At 53.1% G+C, this 22,247-nt stretch carries 17 protein-coding genes and 1 tRNA gene; 13 read left to right on the forward strand and 5 right to left on the reverse strand.

Annotated features, from left to right (window positions below; all coding sequences use genetic code 11):
• Positions 1-19: 19 nt before the first annotated feature.
• On the forward strand, positions 20-1,171 hold the full coding sequence (locus L579_RS03475) for a DegT/DnrJ/EryC1/StrS family aminotransferase (RefSeq protein WP_021182888.1): 1,152 nt from the start codon (positions 20-22) through the stop codon (positions 1,169-1,171).
• Between the two features lie 41 nt (positions 1,172-1,212).
• On the opposite strand, the gene L579_RS03480 is transcribed toward L579_RS03475, so the two are convergent.
• Positions 1,213-2,358 carry a Gfo/Idh/MocA family protein gene (locus L579_RS03480; RefSeq protein WP_021182889.1) on the reverse strand — a complete coding sequence of 382 codons (1,146 nt, stop codon included), beginning with the start codon at positions 2,356-2,358 and terminating at the stop codon, positions 1,213-1,215.
• Positions 2,355-3,536 carry an ATP-grasp domain-containing protein gene (locus L579_RS03485; protein ID WP_021182890.1) on the reverse strand — a complete coding sequence of 394 codons (1,182 nt, stop codon included), beginning with the start codon at positions 3,534-3,536 and terminating at the stop codon, positions 2,355-2,357. The genes L579_RS03480 and L579_RS03485 overlap by 4 nt, the downstream gene beginning before the upstream one ends.
• A 356-nt stretch (positions 3,537-3,892) precedes the next feature.
• On the opposite strand from L579_RS03485, the gene L579_RS03490 reads away from it, so the two are divergent.
• From L579_RS03490 to L579_RS03530, 9 genes are all read left to right on the forward strand, one after another.
• On the forward strand, positions 3,893-4,861 hold the full coding sequence (locus tag L579_RS03490) for an HNH endonuclease signature motif containing protein (RefSeq protein WP_021182891.1): 969 nt from the start codon (positions 3,893-3,895) through the stop codon (positions 4,859-4,861).
• 142 nt (positions 4,862-5,003) lie between these two features.
• Complete coding sequence (locus L579_RS03495) at positions 5,004-5,726, forward strand: RNA polymerase sigma factor FliA (protein ID WP_013509526.1); 723 nt, start codon at positions 5,004-5,006, stop codon at positions 5,724-5,726.
• Between the two features lie 49 nt (positions 5,727-5,775).
• Positions 5,776-6,279, forward strand: a complete 504-nt coding sequence (gene fliZ / locus L579_RS03500; protein WP_013509525.1) for a flagella biosynthesis regulatory protein FliZ — start codon at positions 5,776-5,778, stop codon at positions 6,277-6,279.
• A gap of 131 nt (positions 6,280-6,410) precedes the next feature.
• Complete coding sequence (locus tag L579_RS03505; protein WP_021182893.1) at positions 6,411-7,397, forward strand: D-cysteine desulfhydrase; 987 nt, start codon at positions 6,411-6,413, stop codon at positions 7,395-7,397.
• A gap of 101 nt (positions 7,398-7,498) precedes the next feature.
• Positions 7,499-8,299 (forward strand): cystine ABC transporter substrate-binding protein, encoded by an 801-nt coding sequence (tcyJ, locus tag L579_RS03510; RefSeq protein ID WP_021182894.1) that lies wholly within the window; start codon positions 7,499-7,501, stop codon positions 8,297-8,299.
• A complete protein-coding gene (tcyL, locus tag L579_RS03515) occupies positions 8,299-8,967 on the forward strand; it encodes a cystine ABC transporter permease (RefSeq protein ID WP_021182895.1) in 669 nt (222 codons plus the stop codon). The genes tcyJ and tcyL overlap by 1 nt, the downstream gene beginning before the upstream one ends.
• Positions 8,964-9,716, forward strand: coding sequence for an L-cystine ABC transporter ATP-binding protein TcyN (gene tcyN, locus L579_RS03520; RefSeq protein ID WP_021182896.1), 753 nt, complete (start codon positions 8,964-8,966; stop codon positions 9,714-9,716). The genes tcyL and tcyN overlap by 4 nt, the downstream gene beginning before the upstream one ends.
• A 225-nt stretch (positions 9,717-9,941) precedes the next feature.
• Positions 9,942-11,033, forward strand: a complete 1,092-nt coding sequence (locus L579_RS03525) for an acyltransferase family protein (RefSeq protein ID WP_021182897.1) — start codon at positions 9,942-9,944, stop codon at positions 11,031-11,033.
• Between the two features lie 415 nt (positions 11,034-11,448).
• Positions 11,449-12,531 carry an acyltransferase family protein gene (locus L579_RS03530; RefSeq protein WP_021182899.1) on the forward strand — a complete coding sequence of 361 codons (1,083 nt, stop codon included), beginning with the start codon at positions 11,449-11,451 and terminating at the stop codon, positions 12,529-12,531.
• 132 nt (positions 12,532-12,663) lie between these two features.
• Here L579_RS03530 and putA read toward each other — a convergent pair whose 3' ends face one another.
• The gene (putA, locus tag L579_RS03535) at positions 12,664-16,608 is read right to left on the reverse strand and encodes a trifunctional transcriptional regulator/proline dehydrogenase/L-glutamate gamma-semialdehyde dehydrogenase (RefSeq protein WP_021182900.1); all 3,945 of its coding nucleotides are present in this window, start codon (positions 16,606-16,608) and stop codon (positions 12,664-12,666) included.
• 301 nt (positions 16,609-16,909) lie between these two features.
• On the opposite strand from putA, the gene putP reads away from it, so the two are divergent.
• Both putP and phoH read left to right on the forward strand, forming a co-directional pair.
• A complete protein-coding gene (putP, locus tag L579_RS03540; RefSeq protein WP_021182901.1) occupies positions 16,910-18,394 on the forward strand; it encodes a sodium/proline symporter PutP in 1,485 nt (494 codons plus the stop codon).
• A gap of 727 nt (positions 18,395-19,121) precedes the next feature.
• Positions 19,122-19,910, forward strand: coding sequence for a phosphate starvation-inducible protein PhoH (gene phoH, locus L579_RS03545; RefSeq protein ID WP_013509516.1), 789 nt, complete (start codon positions 19,122-19,124; stop codon positions 19,908-19,910).
• 114 nt (positions 19,911-20,024) lie between these two features.
• Here the strand turns inward: phoH and L579_RS03550 are convergent.
• Positions 20,025-20,112: transfer RNA gene (locus L579_RS03550), tRNA-Ser, on the reverse strand.
• A gap of 245 nt (positions 20,113-20,357) precedes the next feature.
• Between L579_RS03550 and phoA the strand changes: the two genes are divergently transcribed.
• Positions 20,358-21,764 carry an alkaline phosphatase gene (gene phoA, locus L579_RS03555; protein WP_021182903.1) on the forward strand — a complete coding sequence of 469 codons (1,407 nt, stop codon included), beginning with the start codon at positions 20,358-20,360 and terminating at the stop codon, positions 21,762-21,764.
• Between the two features lie 58 nt (positions 21,765-21,822).
• On the opposite strand, the gene L579_RS03560 is transcribed toward phoA, so the two are convergent.
• A complete protein-coding gene (locus L579_RS03560; RefSeq protein WP_021182904.1) occupies positions 21,823-22,245 on the reverse strand; it encodes an NUDIX domain-containing protein in 423 nt (140 codons plus the stop codon).
• Between the last annotated feature and the right edge of the window lie 2 nt (positions 22,246-22,247).

A 22,247-nucleotide genomic window follows, 5' to 3' on the forward strand; every position in this document is an offset into this window, starting at 1 on the left:
TTGCCCGCAGGGGGCCTCGATGAAAAAAATCGCGCCACATTACGACAACAAAAATATTCTGGTGACCAGCCCCTTACTGCCGCCACTGGAGGAGTTTATTCCTTACCTCGAAAATATCTGGCAGAGCAAATACCTGACCAACGGTGGCCCGTATCACCAGGCCCTGGAAGCTGCGCTGGCAGAATACCTGGGCGTGAAACATATCTGCTTATTTTCTAATGGTACGCTGGCGTTGATGACCGCGTTACAGGCGCTGCGTATTGATGGTGAGGTGATCACCACACCATACTCCTTTGTGGCGACCTCACATTCGTTGTTGTGGAACGGCATCAAGCCGGTGTTTGTCGATATCGATCCTCAGACCTGTAACCTCGACCCGGCTAAAATTGAGGCGGCAATTACGCCGAAAACCAGCGCCATCATGCCTGTGCATTGCTACGGCCTGCCGTGTGACACCGATGCGATTCAGCGCATTGCCGATACCTATGGCTTACGCGTGATTTATGACGCGGCCCACGCTTTTGCCGTGAAACGCGAAGGGGTCAGCATCCTGAATCATGGTGATTTATCGGTGCTGAGTTTCCATGCCACGAAGGTGTTTAATACCTTCGAAGGCGGTGCGATTATTTGCCCGGATGAGAAGATTAAACGTCGCATTGATTATCTGAAGAACTTTGGTTTTGCTGATGAAACAACGGTCGTAGCGGCGGGCATCAACGGCAAAATGAGCGAATTCCAGGCAGCCTTTGGTATGTTGCAGCTAAAGCATGTGGATGCCGCGTTTGGTGTGCGTCAGCGAATTTATCAACGCTATGCTGAGGCGTTAGCCGCGGTGCCAGGGGTATCGTTGTTGCAGGCGGATGCGCAAACCGAATGGAATTACGCCTACTGCCCGCTGTTTATCCACCCGGAACACTTTCCACTGACGCGCGACCAGCTTTATCAACAGATGAAGGACGCAGGGATTTACGCCCGTCGCTACTTCTATCCACTGATTTCGCAGTTCCCGATGTATAAAGGTTATGAGTCGTCTCATCCTGACAATCTGCCGGTTGCCAGTGCCACTTCCCAGCAGGTGCTGTGCCTGCCGATCCATCCCACGCTGACCGAGACAGAGCAAGCGCGCATTATTGATATTGTGTTGGCAGCCAGTCAGACCGCGGCGGCCTGAGAACGGCTCCCCCCGAAAGGGGGGAGCAAAGTGTTAGCGCATTAACCGGTCGCAGTGGCGGGATGGGAAAGCAAGTCCAGCAGCGTTACTGGCTGGTGTAACGTGGCACTGCGTTGGGCTTTTTCGAGAAAATTCAGCCCGCTCAGTGCCGTATCAATACCCTGACTGTAGTCGTTGTGTTCGCCACGTAAACTCTGGGCGATATCCGCATAGTAGTTAGCAAAGGCTTCGATAAATCCAGCCGGATGACCTGCCTTGAAGCGGCAGTAGCGTGGCAGGTTAGCGATGCGGTTGGCATTATCGGTACGGTCAATCAAAGTGACCTGGCCGTGCACATTGCTGAGTTTCAGGGTTTCCGGTTCCACCTGTAACCACTCTGCGCTACCTTTATCGCCCATGACCCGGATACGTAAGCCATTGCGGTAACCCAGCGCCGCCTTGCCGTACCAATACTGGCATACCAGACCATCTTCATAGCGGGAAACGGCATGAACGGTGTCGATAATGTTGGGTAACGTCGTGAAGTGGCTATTGATCGCATAGACATCGGTCGCCCGACGTTGCGCAATAAAATCCACTAACTGATGCACATGAACACCGAGATCGAGCGATACCGTGGGGATCACGCCGTCGGACTGACGCCAGCTTTGTGGCCGTGCGACATCCCCGGCCATATTGCGACGGCTAAAGCCCTCCTGCGGCATCTCTACCAGGATCTGCTGGATATTCCCCAGCTCGCCATCGGCAATACGCTGGCGCAGCTCGCGCACCATTGGGTAACCGCTGTAGTTATAGGTAACAAACAGGCGGCCACCAGTACGTTGCAGGGCGTGACTGACCACCAGCGCGCTGGCGACTGACTCCACCAATGCCTTTTCACATATCACCGCGACACCATATTCAAGGCAGCGCACGATGACGTCGAGATGATGCGGCGTAGGCAGTAGAATCACCACCGCATCCAGTTGTGAATGTTCTGCTGCCAGCAACGCTTCATAATGGTCGTACAGACGATCGGTGGCGATGCCCCAGATCTGCGCTGTTTGTTGATTTATCTGTGCATCGCGGCTGAAACAGCCAGCGACCAGATGGAATTCACCATCCATCTGGGCGGCAATTTTGTGGGTCTGGCCGATGGCGGAATTGATGCCGCCACCAAGGAAGGCAATCCTGAGTGGTTGGGTCATGACTTTCTCTCCTGTTGCATCGGGGGATTAAGATACTGGTTCAGATGCGGCGTCAGTTGCGCCAGCCTGGTCAGGCTGTCGCACTCGGCAAACACCAATCCTGCGCGGTCGCGCGGAGCGGCTTCCAGTGCATCGCCCGGTAACTTGAGGGGGATGACATCGAGTATTTTTGCCGGTAACGCAGCAAAGTGAAAACCCGCGAAACGGGTTGCTTCGGCGACGGAGACGGTATGACGGGCGATAAAGCGCTGGCGTACCGGGCGGCGTTGGTCAAAGTGGTCATCAATATTGATAAAGGGTGCGACAAAATGGCTGCTGTAAGGCACACCGGTCGACAGGCTGATCAGGCGGCTATAGAGATCGCCAGGACAACGTCGTGTCAGTTCAATCAACCAAAAATCGTTGCCGTCGGTCATAAACTGGGTGTGTAGCAGGCCATCACACAGACCGAGCTGTGACGTTAACGTCGCCAGACAATCGCTGACGCGATCCTGTAATGTGCGGCTCAGTTGCGTGGTGAGAGAACTGCTGTTGACTTGCCACGGATAAACGGTGCAAAACTCATCGACATAAAATTCGCAGACGATTTCACCGTTACGAATAAAGGCGGAGTGGCTGTGCAGCGTGCCATTAATAAACTGCTCAATTAACGCTTCACCGCTACGTGAAGCCTGTTGAGCAGCGAGGAAAGCAACAGCTAACTGTTCGCGTTCAGAGATATGGGTAATCCCTAATCCGCTGTAGGCGTCAACTGGCTTAACGATCAGCGGTAAAGACAATTCATTGCTTTCGCTTAACTGCTGTACCGCTGCTGGCACCGGGAAATGGTTAGCCTGTGCCCATTGGCGAAACTGATCCTTCTGGAACAACGTATCGGCAACATCCGGAGTGTCGAATCCGGAAAAACCAAGTTGTTCTGCGACCCGTGAGCCGGCGAGATAAGAGACATCCGTGACGCCGGGCAGCAGGGCTGAAATGCCCCATTCGCGACACAGGTCAATGACTTGCTGCACGTCACCATAGTTAACAGGACTGCTGTCATCTGCAAAACGATGGCCAGGGTCTTGGGTTTTGCTGCCGCACACCGCCGTGCGGTAACCGTGCTGGCGTAATACATCCAGAAAGGGCAGTGAGGCGAATCCCGCATCAAGCAGCAGCGCCCGGGAGGGTGAAGACATGGCGTCCAACCTTAGCCTGAGTAAATTTAACCGTCTTATTTTATTCAGGCTTGGGTCAGTGCAATGGCATAAACAGACAGGGTTTTTGGCTCAATTTGCCTTTTTCAACACGTTTGCTTCCAGCAGTAGAGGGACCACCTCGCTTAAACGGGCGCGCCAATCCGAAGACGGGAAGCCCAGTTCGTCCAGACGTAAACTGCACAGGACTGAATTGCGTGGGCGCTTTGCCGGTGATGGCCACTGTTCGCTACCATAAAAAAGTAACCAACCTGTTACAGAACCCTGCAAATCTGCCGATAACTCCCTTCAGAATCACACGAATTTTTGCCGTACTTTTTCCATTTTCTGGGGTGTCTATGCGCTTCAATTATGACTTGTTACCCGGTGAGCTACTGACTTTCGAAGAGATCGCGTTGCGCTACATGCAGCAAAATCCTGATGAGAAAGAGCTTACCGCCCGTGGGTTGCTGAGCCCGTCAACCAGCTATCGCAATTTGGTGATCCGCGCGGTGTTCGCTCAGCAGGAGATCAATAGCCCGATCGAGGATCTGCTGTTTGTCTCGGACGACAACGAACGCAAAAACTATCTGCGTCGCTTTGAGCATTACCTGAAGAACCAGCAGGCTTTCCTCTATTTCCGCCGCACTGACGAAATAAAGAAAGAAAATCGCTGGAAGGTCGTCGGGGAAACCCGCGTTTACGCGATGCTCGATCCCCATTCGGCAGAGGCGCAGAACCTGCTGGCAAGCCGTGGCTTTAAGCTGGTGCTGATGCGCCAGAATGAAGACGACGAATATTGGCAGTTGTTCGACCCACAGGCTCATCCCTGTTTTCCATTATCGCGCAAGGTGCAATTCCTGGTAGTGCTGAGTACACCGCAACATAAAGTCCCGATTGCGGTGATGCCCGGTACTGAAGTCGGCAGGCGGGTTAAAGCGCGAGTATTCCAGCGTGCCAGTCAGGCCGAGTTTAGCGCGGCGGTTAAAGCGCGCTACGGCGCTTGCGTAATTACTGGCACGCGATTGACTGAACGACACAGCTGGCCGTGGGTCGAAGCCTGTCATATCGATACTCAGGAAAATGAAGAAGGATTTCTCGCCGATAACAGCGTGGATAACGGTTTGTTCCTGCGTAGTGACTTACAGCGGCTATTTATTAACCGCATGTTAAGCATCGATGCGGAAACCGGTCAGGTGGTGTTCAACGCGCAACTTGAAAGCGATGGCAACATTAGCCCTTTCTATCAGTCGCTTGAGGGGAAAACCTGCGTGTTATGGGACAACGTACCGCCCGGCACGCGCCAGCGCCTGCGTAATCTGCGTTAGGGAAGTCTTGGGTGGCGGCCTGCTGTGCCGCCATCAATTACAAATTGAAATAACCGCGCTTTGCCCGCCTATTCCTCCAATCAAAACGCCCTACAGAATTAGATAATCATGCCGATAACTTTATTAACGCAGGGTAGTCAACGTGAACGATCTCTATACCGCCGATGGCGTGATGGATAAACATTCGCTCTGGCAGCGCTACGTTCCTCTGGTGCGGCATGAAGCGCTTCGCCTACAGGTACGGTTGCCCGCCAGCGTTGAGCTTGACGATCTGTTGCAGGCCGGTGGCATTGGCTTACTGAATGCCGTGGAACGCTACGACGCGTTACAGGGCACCGCCTTTACCACCTACGCCGTGCAGCGTATCCGGGGAGCAATGCTGGATGAATTGCGCAGTCGCGACTGGGCACCTCGTAGCGTACGCCGTAATGCGCGCGAAGTGGCTGGCGCCATGCATCAGGTAGAGCAAGCGATGGGGCGCGCGGCTACCGAGCAGGAAGTGGCTGATCAATTGAATGTTTCGCTGGAGGAGTATCGGCAGATTCTGCTCGATACCAACAACAGCCAACTCTTCTCCTACGACGAGTATCGGGAAGAACACGGTGACAGCGCAGAGCTGGTGACGGAAGGGCATGAAGAAGCCAACCCGCTTCATCAACTGATGGAAGGGAATCTGCGTGAGCGCGTAATTGAAGCGATCGAGGCATTGCCCGAGCGTGAAAAATTAGTGCTGACACTGTACTACCAGGAAGAACTGAACCTGAAGGAGATTGGCGCGGTGCTGGAAGTGGGCGAATCCCGCGTCAGCCAACTGCACAGTCAGGCGATCAAACGCCTGCGTGCCCGTTTAACGGGAGCGCGCTGACAGAATCAGTTCCTGGGGATCCAAAAAAAATAAAACCGGGGACTCAGCAATGGGAGCCAAATCCAAAGCCAGACCTTTAAGTCGCTACCTTAAAGACTACAAGCACAGCCAAAGCAATTGTTCACATTGTGGCAAGGTTCTTGACCGTATGGCGTTAGTGTTCCGCGGCCAGATCATCAATAAAGAGGCCATTGCTCGCATGGACCAAATGATTGACGATCAGGTGTGGATGAAACTCCAGCCGGAATTGACTGCGTTGTGCCGTTTTTGCAGCGATATTTTTTGTAATACTCATCCGAATTACTTCGATATCATGGCGTTCAAGCAATACCTCTTTGAACAGACTGAGATGAGTCACAGCACCATCCGCGAATACGTGGTGCGTTTACGTCGACTCGATGACATGCTCAAGGCGAAAAATTTCCCGGCAGAACGTTTGCGGGGCAACAGCTGGCATGAGTGTCTGGAGAACGATTTACCTGATGCCGGTAATAATAATTACCGCATCGCTTTGCGTAAATATGACCAGTTTTTAGGCTGGCAGCGCAGCTAACTGTGATCCTCCCCCTGTTGTTGTCGAAGACGCCAGCAACAGGGACTGCACCCGGTGAATTCCGGGTGCGACTTTTCTCATCTTCTGCAACACTGTAAGAATAATTGCAATTTGCCCGAATGGAGGCTGCATTGTCCTTACATCTTTTGCACCAATTCCCTCGTCTTGAGCTGCTGGGTGCGCCCACGCCGCTAGAGCATTTGCCCCGTCTTTCTGACTATCTTGGGCGTGATATTTTCATTAAACGTGATGATTTCACCCCGGTGGCGCTCGGTGGTAACAAGCTACGCAAACTCGAATTCCTCGCGGCCGATGCGCTGCGCGAAGGCGCGGATGTGCTGCTGACGGCGGGTGCAATACAATCTAACCACGTACGTCAGACGGCGGCAGTGGCGGCACGTCTTGGTCTGAAGTGCGTGGCGTTGCTGGAAAACCCGATTGGCACCACGGCACAAAACTACCTGAGTAACGGCAACCGACTGCTGTTGGACCTGATGGACGTCGAGGTGGTGATGGTCGATGCGTTGCATAATCCGACGGCACAGTTGGCGGAGCAGGCTGAACGTCTCGAAGCACAGGGTTTTCGTCCTTATGTGGTGCCGGTGGGCGGTTCCAATGCGCTGGGTGCACTCGGTTATGTGGAATGTGCCCAGGAAATTGCGCATCAAAGCGAAGGCGTGGTGGATTTTGCCGCCGTGGTGGTGGCATCCGGCAGTGCCGGTACCCATGCTGGCCTGGCGGTTGGTCTGGAGCAACTGCTGCCGGACAGCGAGCTGGTGGGTGTGACGGTGTCGCGCAAAGTGGCAGATCAACTGCCCGTGGTTGAGCGCATCCGCACGGCACTGGCGCAGCAGTTGGAGGTTGCAGCGCGCGCGCCCATTACGCTGTGGGATGAATATTATGCTCCACGCTATGGCGAACCGAACGAAGAGGGGATGGAGGCGGTGAAGCTGCTGGCGCGGCTGGAAGGCATCATGCTTGACCCGGTGTATACCGGAAAAGCGATGGCCGGTTTGATTGACGGCATCAGCCAGAACCGTTTCCGTCGTGAAGGCCCGTTGTTATTTGTCCATACCGGCGGATCACCCGCGTTATTTGCTTATCATCCTTCGGTCTGAGACGCAGGTAAAAAAAGGTTTATAATCCGGCCGTTATTTGCCTGACCCGGTGAAATAACGCACACAACACACACAACTCACAAATAATAAATGGGGTATTTATGGCTTTCTCACAGGTTCGTCGCCAACTGGTGATGGGAGTGATGGCGGTGGCGCTGGTCGCCGGTTTCAATGTGAAAACCTTCGCGGCAGAAAATCTGCTGAATAAAGTGAAAGAACGCGGCACGCTGCTGGTGGGGCTGGAAGGGACCTATCCGCCGTTCAGCTTCCAGGATGAAAACGGCAAGCTGACCGGTTTCGAAGTGGAATTCGCCCAGCAACTGGCGCAGCATCTTGGCGTGAAAGCCAGCCTGAAACCAACCAAATGGGACGGTATGCTGGCCGCGCTGGATTCAAAACGTATCGATGTGGTCATCAACCAGGTCACCATTTCGGATGAGCGTAAAAAGAAATATGACTTCTCCACGCCGTACACCATTTCCGGTGTGCAGGCGCTGACGCTGAAGAAAAACGCGGGCAGCATTACTAAGCCGGACGATCTCTCCGGTAAGAAAGTCGGTGTGGGTCTTGGCTCCAACTATGAACAGTGGCTGCGTGATAACGTGAAGGGCGTGGATATCCGCACCTATGATGATGACCCAACCAAATATCAGGACCTGCGTTCAGGCCGCCTTGATGCCATCCTGGTGGACCGTCTGGCCGCGCTGGATCTGGTGAAGAAAACTGGCGATACCATGGCAGTGGCAGGCCCGGCCTTCTCGCGTCTGGAATCTGGTGTGGCACTGCGTAAAGGTAATGATGATCTGCTGAAAGCGATTGATGCGGCGATTGCTGATATGCAGAAAGATGGCTCCCTGAGCAAACTTTCCGAGAAATGGTTCGGCGCGGACGTTACTAAATAATGCAGGAAAGCCTACAACTGGTGCTGGATTCAGCACCATTTTTACTCAAAGGCGCGGTGTTCACACTGCAACTGAGTATCGGCGGCATGTTCTTCGGGCTGATACTTGGCTTTGTGCTGGCATTGATGCGCCTGTCGCACTTCTGGCCGATTAACTGGCTGGCGCGATGTTATGTGTCGATCTTTCGTGGCACGCCGCTTATCGCCCAGCTGTTTATGATCTACTACGGCCTGCCGCAGTTTGGTATCGAGCTGGATCCCATTCCCTCCGCCATGATTGGTCTGTCGTTAAACACCGCCGCTTACGCCTCGGAATCGCTACGTGGCGCAATTGCTGCAATTGAGCGGGGTCAGTGGGAAGCAGCGGCCAGTATCGGTATGACGCCGTGGCAAACGCTGCGTCGTGTGATCCTGCCGCAAGCGGCACGTACCGCGCTACCACCATTGGGTAACAGCTTTATCAGCCTGGTGAAAGATACCTCGCTGGCGGCCACGATTCAGGTGCCGGAGTTGTTCCGTCAGGCGCAGTTGATCACCTCGCGTACCCTGGAGGTGTTTACCATGTACCTGGCGGCGTCGGTGATTTATTGGGTGATGGCGACGGTACTCTCCGCCTTGCAGAATCGACTGGAAGCGCATGTTAATCGTCAGGATCGGGAGGCGAAATGAGTGCCATTGAAGTACGTCAGCTGGTGAAACAGTTTCACGGCCAGACGGTGCTGCACGGTATCGATCTGGACGTGGCTTCTGGCGAAGTGGTTGCGATTATCGGGCCGAGCGGTTCGGGTAAAACTACCTTATTGCGCAGCATCAACCTGCTGGAAGTACCGGATAGTGGCACCATCCGGGTGGGCGAGATTGCCGTCGATGCTGCTCTCGGCATCAACAAACAGAAGGAACTGGTGCGCCGTCTGCGTCAGCAGGTGGGATTCGTATTCCAGAATTTTAATCTGTTCCCCCATCGTTCGGTACTGGAAAACATTATCGAAGGGCCGGTGATCGTCAAAGGTGAACCGAAAGCGGAGGCCATTGCGCGTGCACGTTCATTGCTGGAGAAAGTGGGGCTGCACGGTAAGGAAGAGAGCTTCCCGCGACGCTTGTCCGGTGGACAACAGCAGCGTGTGGCGATAGCGCGCGCACTGGCAATGCGCCCACAGGTGATTCTGTTCGACGAACCCACCTCAGCGCTTGATCCTGAGCTGGTGGGGGAGGTACTGAATACCATCCGTGCGCTGGCAGAAGAGAAGCGTACGATGGTGATTGTCACCCATGAGATGAGCTTTGCCCGCGACGTTGCTGACCGTGCCATCTTTATGGATCAGGGCCGTATCGTTGAGCAGGGGGTGGCGAAGGCGCTGTTCAGCAATCCGCAACATGCCCGTACCCGACAGTTCCTCGATAAATTCCTTAATCAATAATCTTAAGCGCCGTGGATGATTCACGGCGTTTTCCTCATTGTCCCACATCAGTTTCTTCCGAAAAAAATCAGTCTTATTTTTTCATTATTCTGATTTTTAAGTATTTATTTTACCTTCATTTACTCTGCTGGGTTCTTGCGGTCTTTTTAAGAGTGGTACTGATTGTGATGAATTAATAAATAAAAATAATTATTTACAAATTCATGACACAATCAGGACTTAACAATGACGTCTGCCAGGCAAGAGGTTCTCTGGATCAATACGCTAAAAGGCGGCTGTATTTTACTGGTGGTTCTGCACCACGCCATCATCACCACCTTTGCCCCATCGTTGCAGTATCTGACCGCCGGGATCATCCCTGCTGAAGGCTGGGTGACCTTTAATAAATACCTCTCCCCGTTACGTATGCCCGCTTTCTTCTTCGTCTCTGGCCTGCTGGCGGCGAGCGCCATCAGTAAAAAAAGCTGGCAGGAAGTGTTTACGAAGAAATTCAGCAACATACTGTATCTTTATTTGCTGTGGGGCGTGATTCAGTGGCTGTGCATCCACTACATTTCAACGCATATGATGGGTGACCGCTTATCGACGGCGAAAAACGCCGCCTACGCGGATTCTCCACTTCAGTTCATCAAGTTGCTGCTGCTGTCGATGACCAGCCTTTGGTATCTTTATGCGTTGGCAGGCTTTTTCCTGTTCACCAAGCTGTTTCACCGCCAGAAGGTGGCGCTGGTGCTGCTGGCAATTGTGGCTAACTATGCTGCACAGCTCAGTCTGATCCCCGGTTGGGGCCCCGCCAGCGTGGCTCAGAACTATCTTTACTTTCTGCTTGGCGTTTTCTTTAGCGAGAGATTGATCGCCATCAGCCACCTTGAGCGGCAACACTGGCTGCTCCTGGCCGGTATCGCGTTAATCGGTGTGGCGCATCATGTCGGCGGTAGTTACAAGAATCCCTTCTATAGCCTGCTGACCATCGTGTTTGGCATTGTGCTGTGCCGCTTCCTCAATCAACGTTGCAATATGGCGTGGCTTAACTGGATTGGCCGGAACACGCTACAGATTTATGTGCTGCACCGCATCTTTATTGAACTGCTGGGATTAAGTGCGCTAACGCTCGCTTTGCACTATGGCTGGTTTGGTAACACCACCTTTAGCTGGGCATGGGCATTACTGATGCCGTTGGCAGGGGTAGCCGTCTGTACTTCGCTGTCATTAGTGGTCTGGACGCTATTAAATCATGGTCCGGGGCGGATGCTGTTTCTCTACCCACGTTTACTGCGTAAGCAAGCCACGGAAGCAAAATCATCGCCGGTATCCTGATGAAATACAGGCCAGTGAAAACTGGCCATTTCGCCATTTACAAGCAGCACAGGCAGAATTTTTTTTCTTAACTCTCTGCTACATGCTGTTTATTTTTACTTTTATTTGATTATCGTGTGGATTGAAAGCAGGTGAGTAAATCTTAATTATTGACCGCGTTTATTTGCGATTGATGTGTATCAATATTCACTTTAACGTTTAAATAAATGGAGAAAATTATTAGCCTGCTTAGTTATGCTGGCCGGTGTTATGACGTAACGCATTGTTATATAGGGCCAGTAAAAATTTTTTAAGACTTTCGCTACAGTCAGATTGCCCCGCCTGTTTGATAATCCCTCTCACTATTAAAAATGTCATACCTCATTTCTCGGCGTCAAATTTCGCGTTCAAGACTGACACAGCGGGAGTTAATCATATGAATAACACCAGGACCGATGAGATATTATGGGTGAACACCCTTAAAGGCACCTGCATTTTGTTAGTGGTGCTCTACCATACGGTTTTACCCGGATTCGAAAATACCGTGCATTATCTGTCGGCAGGCTGGCTGCCAGCGGAAATTTGGGTGAAGTTTAATACCATTCTGTCGCCACTGCGTATGCCTGCCTTCTTCTTTGTGTCGGGACTGCTGGCGGCGAATGGCATCATGAATCGCCCGTGGAAGCAGGTTTTCACCAGCCGCATTACCAATCTGTTCTATCTCTATATTTTATGGGGATTTATTCAGTGGTGGTCCATCGATGGCATTTCATCGGAAATCACCGGGCAACGTATTTCTGACAATACCAATGCGGCCTATGCCGGATCGCTGTTGGAGTTTCTGAAGCTCACCTTTATGGCGATGAGCACGTCATGGTATCTCTACGGTCTGGGCATTTATTTCCTGTTAGCCAAGATCTTTCGTGAGCAGAGAATGGCGTTGCTGGCGGTGGCGGTGGTGTTGAATTATCTGGCGGTAGTGAAAATTATCCCGTACTGGGGACCGCAGAGTCTGGCGCAATATCTTCTGTTTTTCCTGCTGGGGGCGTTCTGGAGTCCACTGATGCTGCGGCTCAGTAGCTGGAAGCGGGAAAATATGGTCCCCTGGGCACTGCTGGCCGCCTTTGCGGGGGTAAACATTATCTTTGGTGTCGGCAGGAACCTGTTTCTGTGCATCATCGCGGTGTTGTTAAGCGTGGCGATTTGTCGCTGGCTGAATGCGCATTTCCGCATGACCTATCTGAACTGGATTGGCCGCAATACCCTGCAAATTTATGTTATTCATCGCATATTTATTGAATATTTTGGCATGTCAGCCATTTTATTTGCGCAGCGCCATCATCTGTACGAGCAGGCGTGGTTCTCGATACTTTGGGCGTGCTTGTATCCCATTGCCATCGTAGCCATCTGTTCGTTGTGTTCGGTGTTGGTGTGGTCACTGACTAATCGAGGGTTGGGGCAGTCGCTGTTTGTGTTCCCGACATTAATTGGTATGAAGCGAAGAAAGACAGCCGCATAACGAAAAGCAAGCACATTCCGTAGTGGCGCGATTTATCGCGTATCTGTTAAAACAGCGCGATAAATCGCGCCGCTACGGGTTTGTCTCTACATGCTTGCCAGCATAACGGGCAAGCATGTTCTATTTATGATGTTAACCGATGGTCATCAGACTGGCGTTGCCACCGGCGGCTGCGGTGTTGACGCTGAGAGAACGCTCAATCAGCAACCGTTCCAGCAGCAAATTTGTTTCCCCACGGGCGAAGCCCTGCACGGAAACAATAGCACCTTCACGCGCTGCGACCTGCTCGCACAGGCTGCGTAACTGATCGGCATCACCGTGGTAGATCACCGCATCAAACTCTGCGGCCAGCAGATCTTTTGCCAGCGTAATACGCTGCTGTACCGCCGCTGGTAAGGCAGCACGCAATGAACGATGTAGCTCGTCATCCGGCCATAGCACCTGACTACCGACACTGGTGACAGCCGCCAGTTGCGTCAGTGCATCCTGTTGGTTGTCGGCAATACACAGCACCTGCTCACGCGGCAGCAAAGTAAAGGTATTGCGCTCACCGGTAGGACCCGGCAACAGACGGACGGTACCGGCCTGTGCCAACTGGTCATAACGTTGCGTCAGGGCCAGCAGCTCGGGTTTGTCCTGCGCCCATTGTTGCAACGCCTGGTGTGCGCTCAGCAGGGTGGTACGCAAGGTGCTATCCACCGGACGTTCAGCATCCTGACGATCAAACGTTGTGAGCAGCGCGCCATCCGGACGGTTCGCCAGCAGGCGATACAGATACAACGGGCCACCCGCTTTCGGTCCGGTGCCCGATAAACCTTCACCACCGAACGGTTGTACGCCAACCACCGCACCCACCATATTACGGTTAACATAGAGGTTGCCGACTTTGGCCCCTGCCGTCACCTGGGCGATGGTTTCGTCAATGCGCGTATGCACCCCCAGCGTTAAACCGTAACCGGAAGCATTGATCTGGTCGATCAGCTGCGGCAGATTATTGCGCGCAAAACGGACAACGTGCAGCACCGGACCAAAGACTTCTTTATCCAGATCGCTGACCTGCTCCAGTTCAATCAACGTCGGTTTCACAAAGGTGCCGGTCGCCCACTCTTTCGTGTCCTGTGGATTTTCCTGTGCAGCCTGGTAGATGGTGAAACCTTTATTGCGCATAGCCTGAATATGGCGCTCGATATTGGCTTTGGCTTCGGCATCAATCACCGGGCCGATGTCGGTCGAGAGGCGTTCTGGGTTGCCCATGCGACATTCCGCCATCGCACCGCGCAACATTTTCAGCGTGTGTTCGGCGACATCTTCCTGCACGCACAGCAGACGCAGTGCCGAGCAGCGTTGACCAGCGCTGTCGAAAGCGGAGGCGACAATATCCACCACCACTTGCTCAGTCAGTGCTGATGAATCGACGATCATCGCGTTCATGCCGCCGGTTTCCGCAATCAATGGAGTAGGGCGGCCCTGTGGATCAAGACGTCCAGCAAGATTGCGTTGTAGCAGCGTCGCGACCGCAGTGGAACCGGTAAACATCACGCCGCGCACACGGTCATCACCGGTCAACTGTGCGCCGACAGTCTCACCGAGTCCTGGCAGCAGCTGCAACACGCCAGACGGCACACCGGCATCCAGCATAATTTGTACCGCCTGGGCGGCAATCAGCGGCGTTTGCTCGGCAGGTTTCGCCAGCACGCTGTTGCCTGCGGCGAGCGCGGCGGCAATCTGCCCGCTGAAAATCGCCAGCGGGAAGTTCCACGGACTGATACACACCACCGGGCCGAGTGGACGGTGGGTTTCGTTGTCGAAATCGTCACGCACCATACCGGCGTAGTAATAGAGGAAATCAACCGCTTCGCGGACTTCGGCGATGGCGTTGTTATAGGTTTTACCCGCCTCACGCACCAGCAGGCCAATCAGTTGCTGCATCTGGCTTTCCATCATCTCAGCAGCGCGCTCCAGAATGGCGGCACGCTCCTGGGGTGGGGTGGCGAACCAGATCGGGCCGGCATTCACTGCCGCATCCAGTGCTTGTGAGACTTCTTGCGGGGTGGCTTCGCGTACGTGCCCCACCACATCGGCTGGCGCAGATGGGTTGAGTACCGGGTTGCTGCTGCCGACAGCCAGCTCACCTTCAATCAGCGGCTGGGCCTGCCACGGCTGGCTGGCGCTGTTGAGCAAAGCACTGGAAAGCGAGGCCAGACGGTGTTCGTTGGCCAGGTCCAGACCGGCAGAGTTAACACGTTTCTCTCCGTACAGCTCACGCGGTAACGGAATTTTGGCGTGAGGCAGCCCCATTGCGCCTTCGCTGGCGCCCATTTTCTCCACTGCCGTCACCGGGTCAGCGACCAGCTCATCAATCGGCAATGAGGTATCGGCGATGCGGTTAACAAATGAGGTGTTGGCACCGTTTTCCAGCAGGCGACGTACCAGATAGGCCAACAGGGTTTCGTGCGTACCTACCGGCGCATAAATACGGCACGGACGATTGAGTTTGCCATCGGCGACTTTACCCACCACCTGTTCGTACAGCGGCTCACCCATGCCATGCAGGCACTGGAATTCGTACTGGCCCGGATAATAGTTATTCCCTGCCAGCTGATAAATGGCCGCGAGGGTGTGAGCGTTGTGGGTGGCAAACTGCGGATAGATCAGATTTGGCACCGCCAGCAGCTTGCGTGCGCAGGCCAGATAGGAGATATCGGTGTACACCTTGCGGGTATAGACCGGGTAGCCTTCCAGGCCGTCCATCTGGGCGCGTTTGATTTCGCTGTCCCAATAGGCGCCTTTCACCAGACGAATCATCAGTCGGCGACGGCTACGCTGTGCCAGATCGACCAGGTAATCAATGACGAACGGACAACGCTTCTGGTAAGCCTGGATAACAAAGCCAATGCCGTTCCAACCTTCCAGCTCTGGCTCGAAGCAGAGTTTTTCCAGCAGATCGAGCGACAGTTCGAGACGGTCAGCTTCTTCTGCATCGATGTTAATACCGATGTCATAAGAGCGAGCCAGCAGCGTCAGGGATTTCAGCGTTGGATAGAGTTCTTCCATGACGCGTTCATATTGCGCACGGCTGTAGCGCGGATGCAGTGCCGACAGTTTGATCGAGATCCCCGGACCTTCATAAATACCACGGCCATTGGACGCTTTGCCGATGGCATGGATCGCCTGCTGATAAGACACCAGATAGGCTTTGGCATCGCTGGCCGTCAGCGCTGCTTCGCCCAGCATGTCATACGAATAACGGAAACCTTTCTCTTCCAGCTTGCGTGCATTAGCCAGGGCTTCGGCGATAGTTTCGCCGGTGACGAACTGCTCACCCATCAGGCGCATCGCCATATCCACGCCTTTACGAATCAACGGCTCGCCGCTTTTACCAATAATCCGGTTGAGTGATCGCGATAAATTCGCTTCGTTATGAGTCGAAACCAGACGGCCAGTGAACAGCAGACCCCAGGTGGCGGCATTTACGAACATCGACGGGCTACGACCGAGGTGGGATTGCCAGTTACCGTTGCTGATTTTGTCGCGGATCAACGCGTCACGCGTGGGTTTGTCCGGAATACGCAATAAGGCTTCCGCCAGACACATCAGCGCGACCCCTTCCTGCGAGGAGAGGGAAAACTCCTGCAACAGACTTTGCACCATCCCGGCGCGACCGGTTGCACCTTTCTGATGCCGTAATTTATCCGCGAGGCTGTACGCCAGTTGATGCGTTTTCTCCGCCAGTGGGGCAGGGAGACGGGCCTGTTCCAGCAGCATTGGCACTGCATCGGTTTCCGGGCGACGCCAGGCGGCGGTGATGGCTGCACGCGTCACCGACTGCGGCAGAATGTGTTCGGCAAAATCGAGGAAAGGTTGCACCGACTCTTCTGACGTTTGTTCTTCCGTCGCGCCCTCGATGAGTTGTACCGGAATTTCCGGTAATGCGTCACCGGATTCCAGCTGTGTCAGGTAATTAAAAATTGCCTGTTTAATCAGCCAGTGCGGCGTGCGATCAATCTTCTGTGCTGCCAGTTTAATGCGATCGCGGGTAGCTTCATCCAGCTTCACCCCCATCGTGGTGGTTCCCATGCTTGCCTGTTCCTCAAAAGAGTAGAGAGAGTTCTGAAGTGATCTGCACTATTACCCATGTTGCAACTTTGTGCAACCGTGTTAAATGTGTGCCATGTCGTTAGTAGGATGTCTGTTGCAAAATTCTCGCCAGGGTTGCAACTCATCTGCTGGAGGTTTATTTCGGTGCAACCCGCTGTTGCCCCGATCACAACCTGTGAAACGTCGTTAACTCCGCGTATTCAAAGGCATTGTGCCAGACGCCGCTTTGCGGCAGGATACCGCGCCTTTATGGAGATCCAATAACAAGTGGAGAGACGAAATGAGTGTCAGTACACCGATGCTGGTGACTTTTGTTGTATATATCCTTGGGATGGTGTTGATTGGTTTCGTTGCTTACCGTTCAACCAAAAACTTTGATGACTATATTCTCGGTGGGCGCAGCCTCGGAAGCGTAGTCACCGCGCTTTCAGCCGGTGCATCAGACATGAGCGGCTGGTTATTGATGGGCCTGCCTGGGGCGATTTTCCTGTCGGGCATTTCTGAGAGTTGGATTGCAATCGGCCTGACCATTGGCGCATGGCTGAACTGGAAAATTGTCGCCGGACGCCTGCGTGTGCAAACCGAGCATCATAATAATGCGCTGACGCTGCCTGACTTCTTTACCAGCCGTTTTGAGGATCACAGTAAGATTCTGCGCGTTATCTCGGCGCTGGTTATTCTTATCTTCTTTACCATCTACTGCGCCTCGGGTGTGGTGGCCGGTGCCCGTCTGTTCGAAAGCACTTTCGGCATGGATTATCAGACCGCGCTGTGGGCGGGCGCTGCCGCAACCATTCTGTATACCTTAGTCGGCGGTTTCCTGGCTGTTAGCTGGACCGATACCGTGCAGGCCAGCCTGATGATTTTCGCGCTGATCCTGACCCCGGTGATTGTGATTGTCGCGGTGGGTGGCTTCTCCGATTCACTGGCGGTGATTGAAGCGAAAAGCCTCGAAAACCTGAATATGCTGAAAGGCCTGAATTTTGTGGCGATTGTGTCGCTGCTGGGCTGGGGGCTGGGATACTTTGGTCAGCCCCATATTCTGGCGCGCTTTATGGCGGCTGATTCGCATCGCTCCATCCGAACGGCGCGCCGTATCGGCATGACCTGGATGATTCTGTGCCTGGCGGGTGCGGTTGCGGTCGGTTTCTTCGGTATTGCTTACTTCCAGAACCATCCGGAGCAGGCGAGCGGTGTCAGCCAGAATGGTGAACGCGTGTTTATCGAGTTGGCACGTATTCTGTTTAACCCGTGGATTGCCGGTATTCTGCTGTCGGCCATTCTGGCGGCGGTAATGTCAACCCTGAGCTGTCAGTTGCTGGTCTGCTCCAGCGCGCTGACGGAAGATCTCTATAAAGGTTTCCTGCGCAAAAATGCCAGCCAGAAAGAGTTGGTATGGGTTGGGCGCTTGATGGTACTGCTGATTGCATTGATCGCCATTGCGCTGGCGTCAAACCCGGATAACCGCGTACTCGGTCTGGTCAGTTATGCCTGGGCGGGCTTTGGTGCGGCTTTTGGTCCGGTGGTTTTGTTCGGTGTGTGCTGGCAGCGGATGACACGTAACGGTGCTCTGGCTGGCATGGTGATTGGTGCCGCCACGGTGTTGGTGTGGAAACAATATGGCTGGCTGGGTCTGTATGAAATCATCCCGGGCTTCCTGTTTGCCAGCATCGCGATTGTCGTTGTTAGCCTGCTGGGCCGCGCACCCTCGCAGATGGCTCAACAACGCTTTGCCGCAGCGGAAGCGGAATATCTGACCAAATAAATCCTTCTCCCGAGATGTCACCTGCCTCATTAATGAGGCGGGTTTTTTGTCGCACGTTTTGCACAAGAAACGTTTCAGTGAGAATAGAAGCCGGGTAAAGGCCATTTATCTCAGTCAACTCATCCTTTTTCCTTCTTACACCCGATTGATTAATAAATGTACTTTCCACTGACCAGACTGCGAAAACGGAGCAGCGATCTTTCATGTTTTTTAGTTGGATTAACTGGTCAGAATGATTTCCGAATCCTCCTAAAAACTTCATGCGCAGTCGAATTAATCAATTACATGATAAATAAAACAAATTTAATTTAAGCTGTGAACTGCTTACGGAGCCTGGTCACTTTTTGTTGGTCACCAGGTAAAATTACTGTTGCAAATTACCGCAAATATGATGCATTTTAATCATAAGCGTTGTCAGATGTGTGGCTAAGGTCACTGGAGTTCGCGCATGATTCGGTCCTTCAAAGGACAGGTAAATACCCTTCAACATACGCAGTTCACTGCGGGGGATTTTTTCCCTCGAAAGTTTCCTCTTCACTTTTCAAGCTTCGTTCTTTTTCAATCTCATATTTCTTACCGGTGCGTAACAGCGTTTGCGCGTTGTTGCACACTATTCTCAATGGCTCGAAACGGCTCTAAAGGAAGCCACGTCAACCTCTAAAGCGTTCACGTCATCGCAACAGGATAATCCTGAAGCGATAAATGAAACCAACTGTAAGGTGCCACTATGGGAAGACAGAAAGCAGTGATCAAAGCGCGTCGTGAAGCCCGCAGAGTGCTTCGTAATGACTCTCGTAGTCATCGTCAGCGTGAAGAAGAATCGGTCACTTCGCTGGTGCAGATGGGTGGGTTGGATGCAATTGGCATGGCACGCGATGTGCGAGACAGTTCACCAATTGAAGCCAGAAATGATGCTCAGGCGCACTATCTTAAAGCCATAGAAACGAAACAGCTTATTTTCGCGACCGGAGAAGCGGGCTGCGGAAAAACCTGGATTAGCGCAGCCAAAGCGGCTGAGGCCCTGATACATAAGGATATCGACAGGATAATCGTTACACGCCCGGTCCTACAGGCGGATGAAGACCTCGGTTTCCTCCCCGGAGACATTTCCGAGAAATTCGCCCCGTATTTCCGACCGGTCTACGACGTTCTGGTTAAACGTCTCGGCTCTTCCTTTATGCAGTACTGCCTGCGCCCGGAAATCGGCAAGGTAGAGATCGCGCCCTTCGCTTATATGCGAGGACGTACTTTCGAAAATGCCGTGGTGATTCTCGACGAGGCACAAAACGTCACCGCTGCGCAGATGAAGATGTTCCTGACGCGTCTTGGTGAGAACGTGACCGTCATCGTCAACGGCGATATTACCCAGTGCGATTTACCGCGCGGAGTGACATCCGGACTCGCGGATGCATTGGGACGATTCGAAGAAGATGAGATGATCGGCGTGGTTCGTTTTGGCAAAGACGACTGTGTCCGTTCGGCCTTGTGTCAGCGTACGCTACATGCTTACAGTTAACCATTGAGATTTGATACACAAAACCCGGCTGCGGCCGGGTTTTTTTGTGCACAACGTATGGTGCACAGGCGAAAAAAAAGTCTGAACGTTAGTTCAGACTCTTCTTCAGAATGATGGCGGTGAGGGGGGGATTCGAACCCCCGATACGTTGCCGTATACACACTTTCCAGGCGTGCTCCTTCAGCCACTCGGACACCTCACCACATTTTGTTTGCCAACCTCAGCGGGTCAACGGGGCGCTACTATAGGGAGTTAGCTGAAAAGGGTCAAGCTCTATTTTCTCCTTTTTTTCTATTCGCTTAAGCTCTGAGCGGATTGCATTAGCCTTGTTCGTTTTGCCGATCCTGTCATCAAAATATTGCGTGCCAGTCACAAAAGTGTCACGGCATTGTCGCAGACTTGTCAGCGGAAACATTTGGTTATATTTGTGAATAAGGATGCTTATAAATGAAAAAGATACCTTTGATTACGGTTCCGCTTATCACTTCATTGTTCGCGACGGCAGCACTTGCTGATGCAACCAGCTACTCGCGCGCCGCCACCGGTGACCTGACTCAGCATGGTGGTGCGCGTCGACTGACCGGTGATCAAACGGAAGCGCTCAAAGCTTCTCTGAGCAACAATACGGCGAAGAATGTCATTCTGTTGATCGGTGACGGCATGGGGGACTCAGAAATCACTGCTGCACGTAATCAGGCAATGGGCGCAGGCGGCTTTTTCCCCGGGATTGATGCCTTACCTTTAACCGGTCAGTACACCCATTACTCGCTGGATAAGAAAACCCACAAACCGAACTACGTCACGGATTCAGCAGCGTCTGCGACCGCGTGGGCCACGGGGACCAAATCCTATAATGGCGCGATTGGCGTTGATGTGAATGGGAAAGACCAAACCACGCTGCTGGAACTGGCGAAAGCTGCCGGTAAGGCCACCGGTAACGTTTCAACTGCGGAGCTACAGGATGCAACACCTGCGGCGTTGATCGCTTATGTCACTTCACGTAAATGCTATGGCCCGGAAAAAACCAGCGAGCTATGCCCGAGCAACGCGCTGGAGCAGGGTGGCAGAGGTTCCATCACCGAGCAGATGCTGAAAACTCGTGCGGATGTCACGCTGGGTGGCGGTGCCAGGAGCTTCAGCGAAGTGGCGAAGGCGGGAGAATATCAGGGTAAAACCCTGCGTGAGCAGGCGCAGGCACGAGGTTATCAACTGGTGGATAATCTCGACGGCATGAATGCGGTCCAGCAGGCGGACCAGCGTAGACCGTTGTTAGGGCTGTTCTCTGAAGGCAATATGCCAGTGCGCTGGCAGGGGCCGAAAGCCAGTTATCACGGCAATCTTGATAAGCCGGTAGTCACCTGTGAAGTGAATAAGGATCGCCCGTCCAGTACGCCAACACTGGCGCAGATGACCAAAAAAGCGCTGGATCTGTTGAGCAAAAATGACAAGGGCTTCTTCCTGCAAGTTGAAGGTGCCTCCATTGATAAACAGGATCATGCCGCTAATCCTTGTGGGCAAATTGGTGAAACCGTTGACCTTGATGAAGCGGTACAACAGGCACTGGCTTTTGCTCGCGAGCATGGCAATACCCTGGTCGTGGTGACGGCAGATCACGCGCACAGTAGCCAGATCGTTGAAAATGGCACCAAAGCACCAGGCTTGACTCAGGCTCTGAACACCAAAGATGGCGCGGTGATGACCATCAGTTACGGTAACTCAGAAGAAGATTCACAGGAGCATACCGGTACTCAGTTGCGTATTGCTGCCTATGGCCCGCATGCGGCGAATGTGGTTGGTCTGACTGACCAAACGGATCTGTTCTTCACCCTGAAAGATGCGATGGGAATTAAGTAAGCTAATCCAGCCTAAAAAAATCCACGCGCAAGCGTGGATTTTTACGTTGGGAAAACAATTATCGCTGATGTGACAAATAGCAACGGATAGAGTGCCGACACTTTTCTGCCAGGTTTTTCGGCAGTTCATCAGATGAGAAAAAAGTCAGTTCATCGCTTTCACTGGGATCATTGATCATCACCCCCGACCATTCATCAACCTGATAGAGAGCCGTTACGGCGTTGTCTCCCTCGTTGTACTCCTGGTTAAGGGTATATTCCGGCTCACAAAAAAATCCTAACAGTTGCATCCGATGTACATCAAGATTGGTTTCCTCCTTCACTTCACGTTTCACCGTTTGTTCTGGTGATTCCCCAGGATCCAACCAGCCGCCTGGTAAGCCCCAACTTCCATCCTTGCGCAGTTGTAACAGGATACGCGTCCCTGCCAGCAGTAATAAGCGGTGTCCAACCTGGCCGCGCATCTCTTCAATGTGGTTCACTT

It is taken from the genome of Pantoea sp. AS-PWVM4 (assembly GCF_000468095.1).
GTDB lineage: Bacteria > Pseudomonadota > Gammaproteobacteria > Enterobacterales > Enterobacteriaceae > Pantoea > Pantoea phytobeneficialis.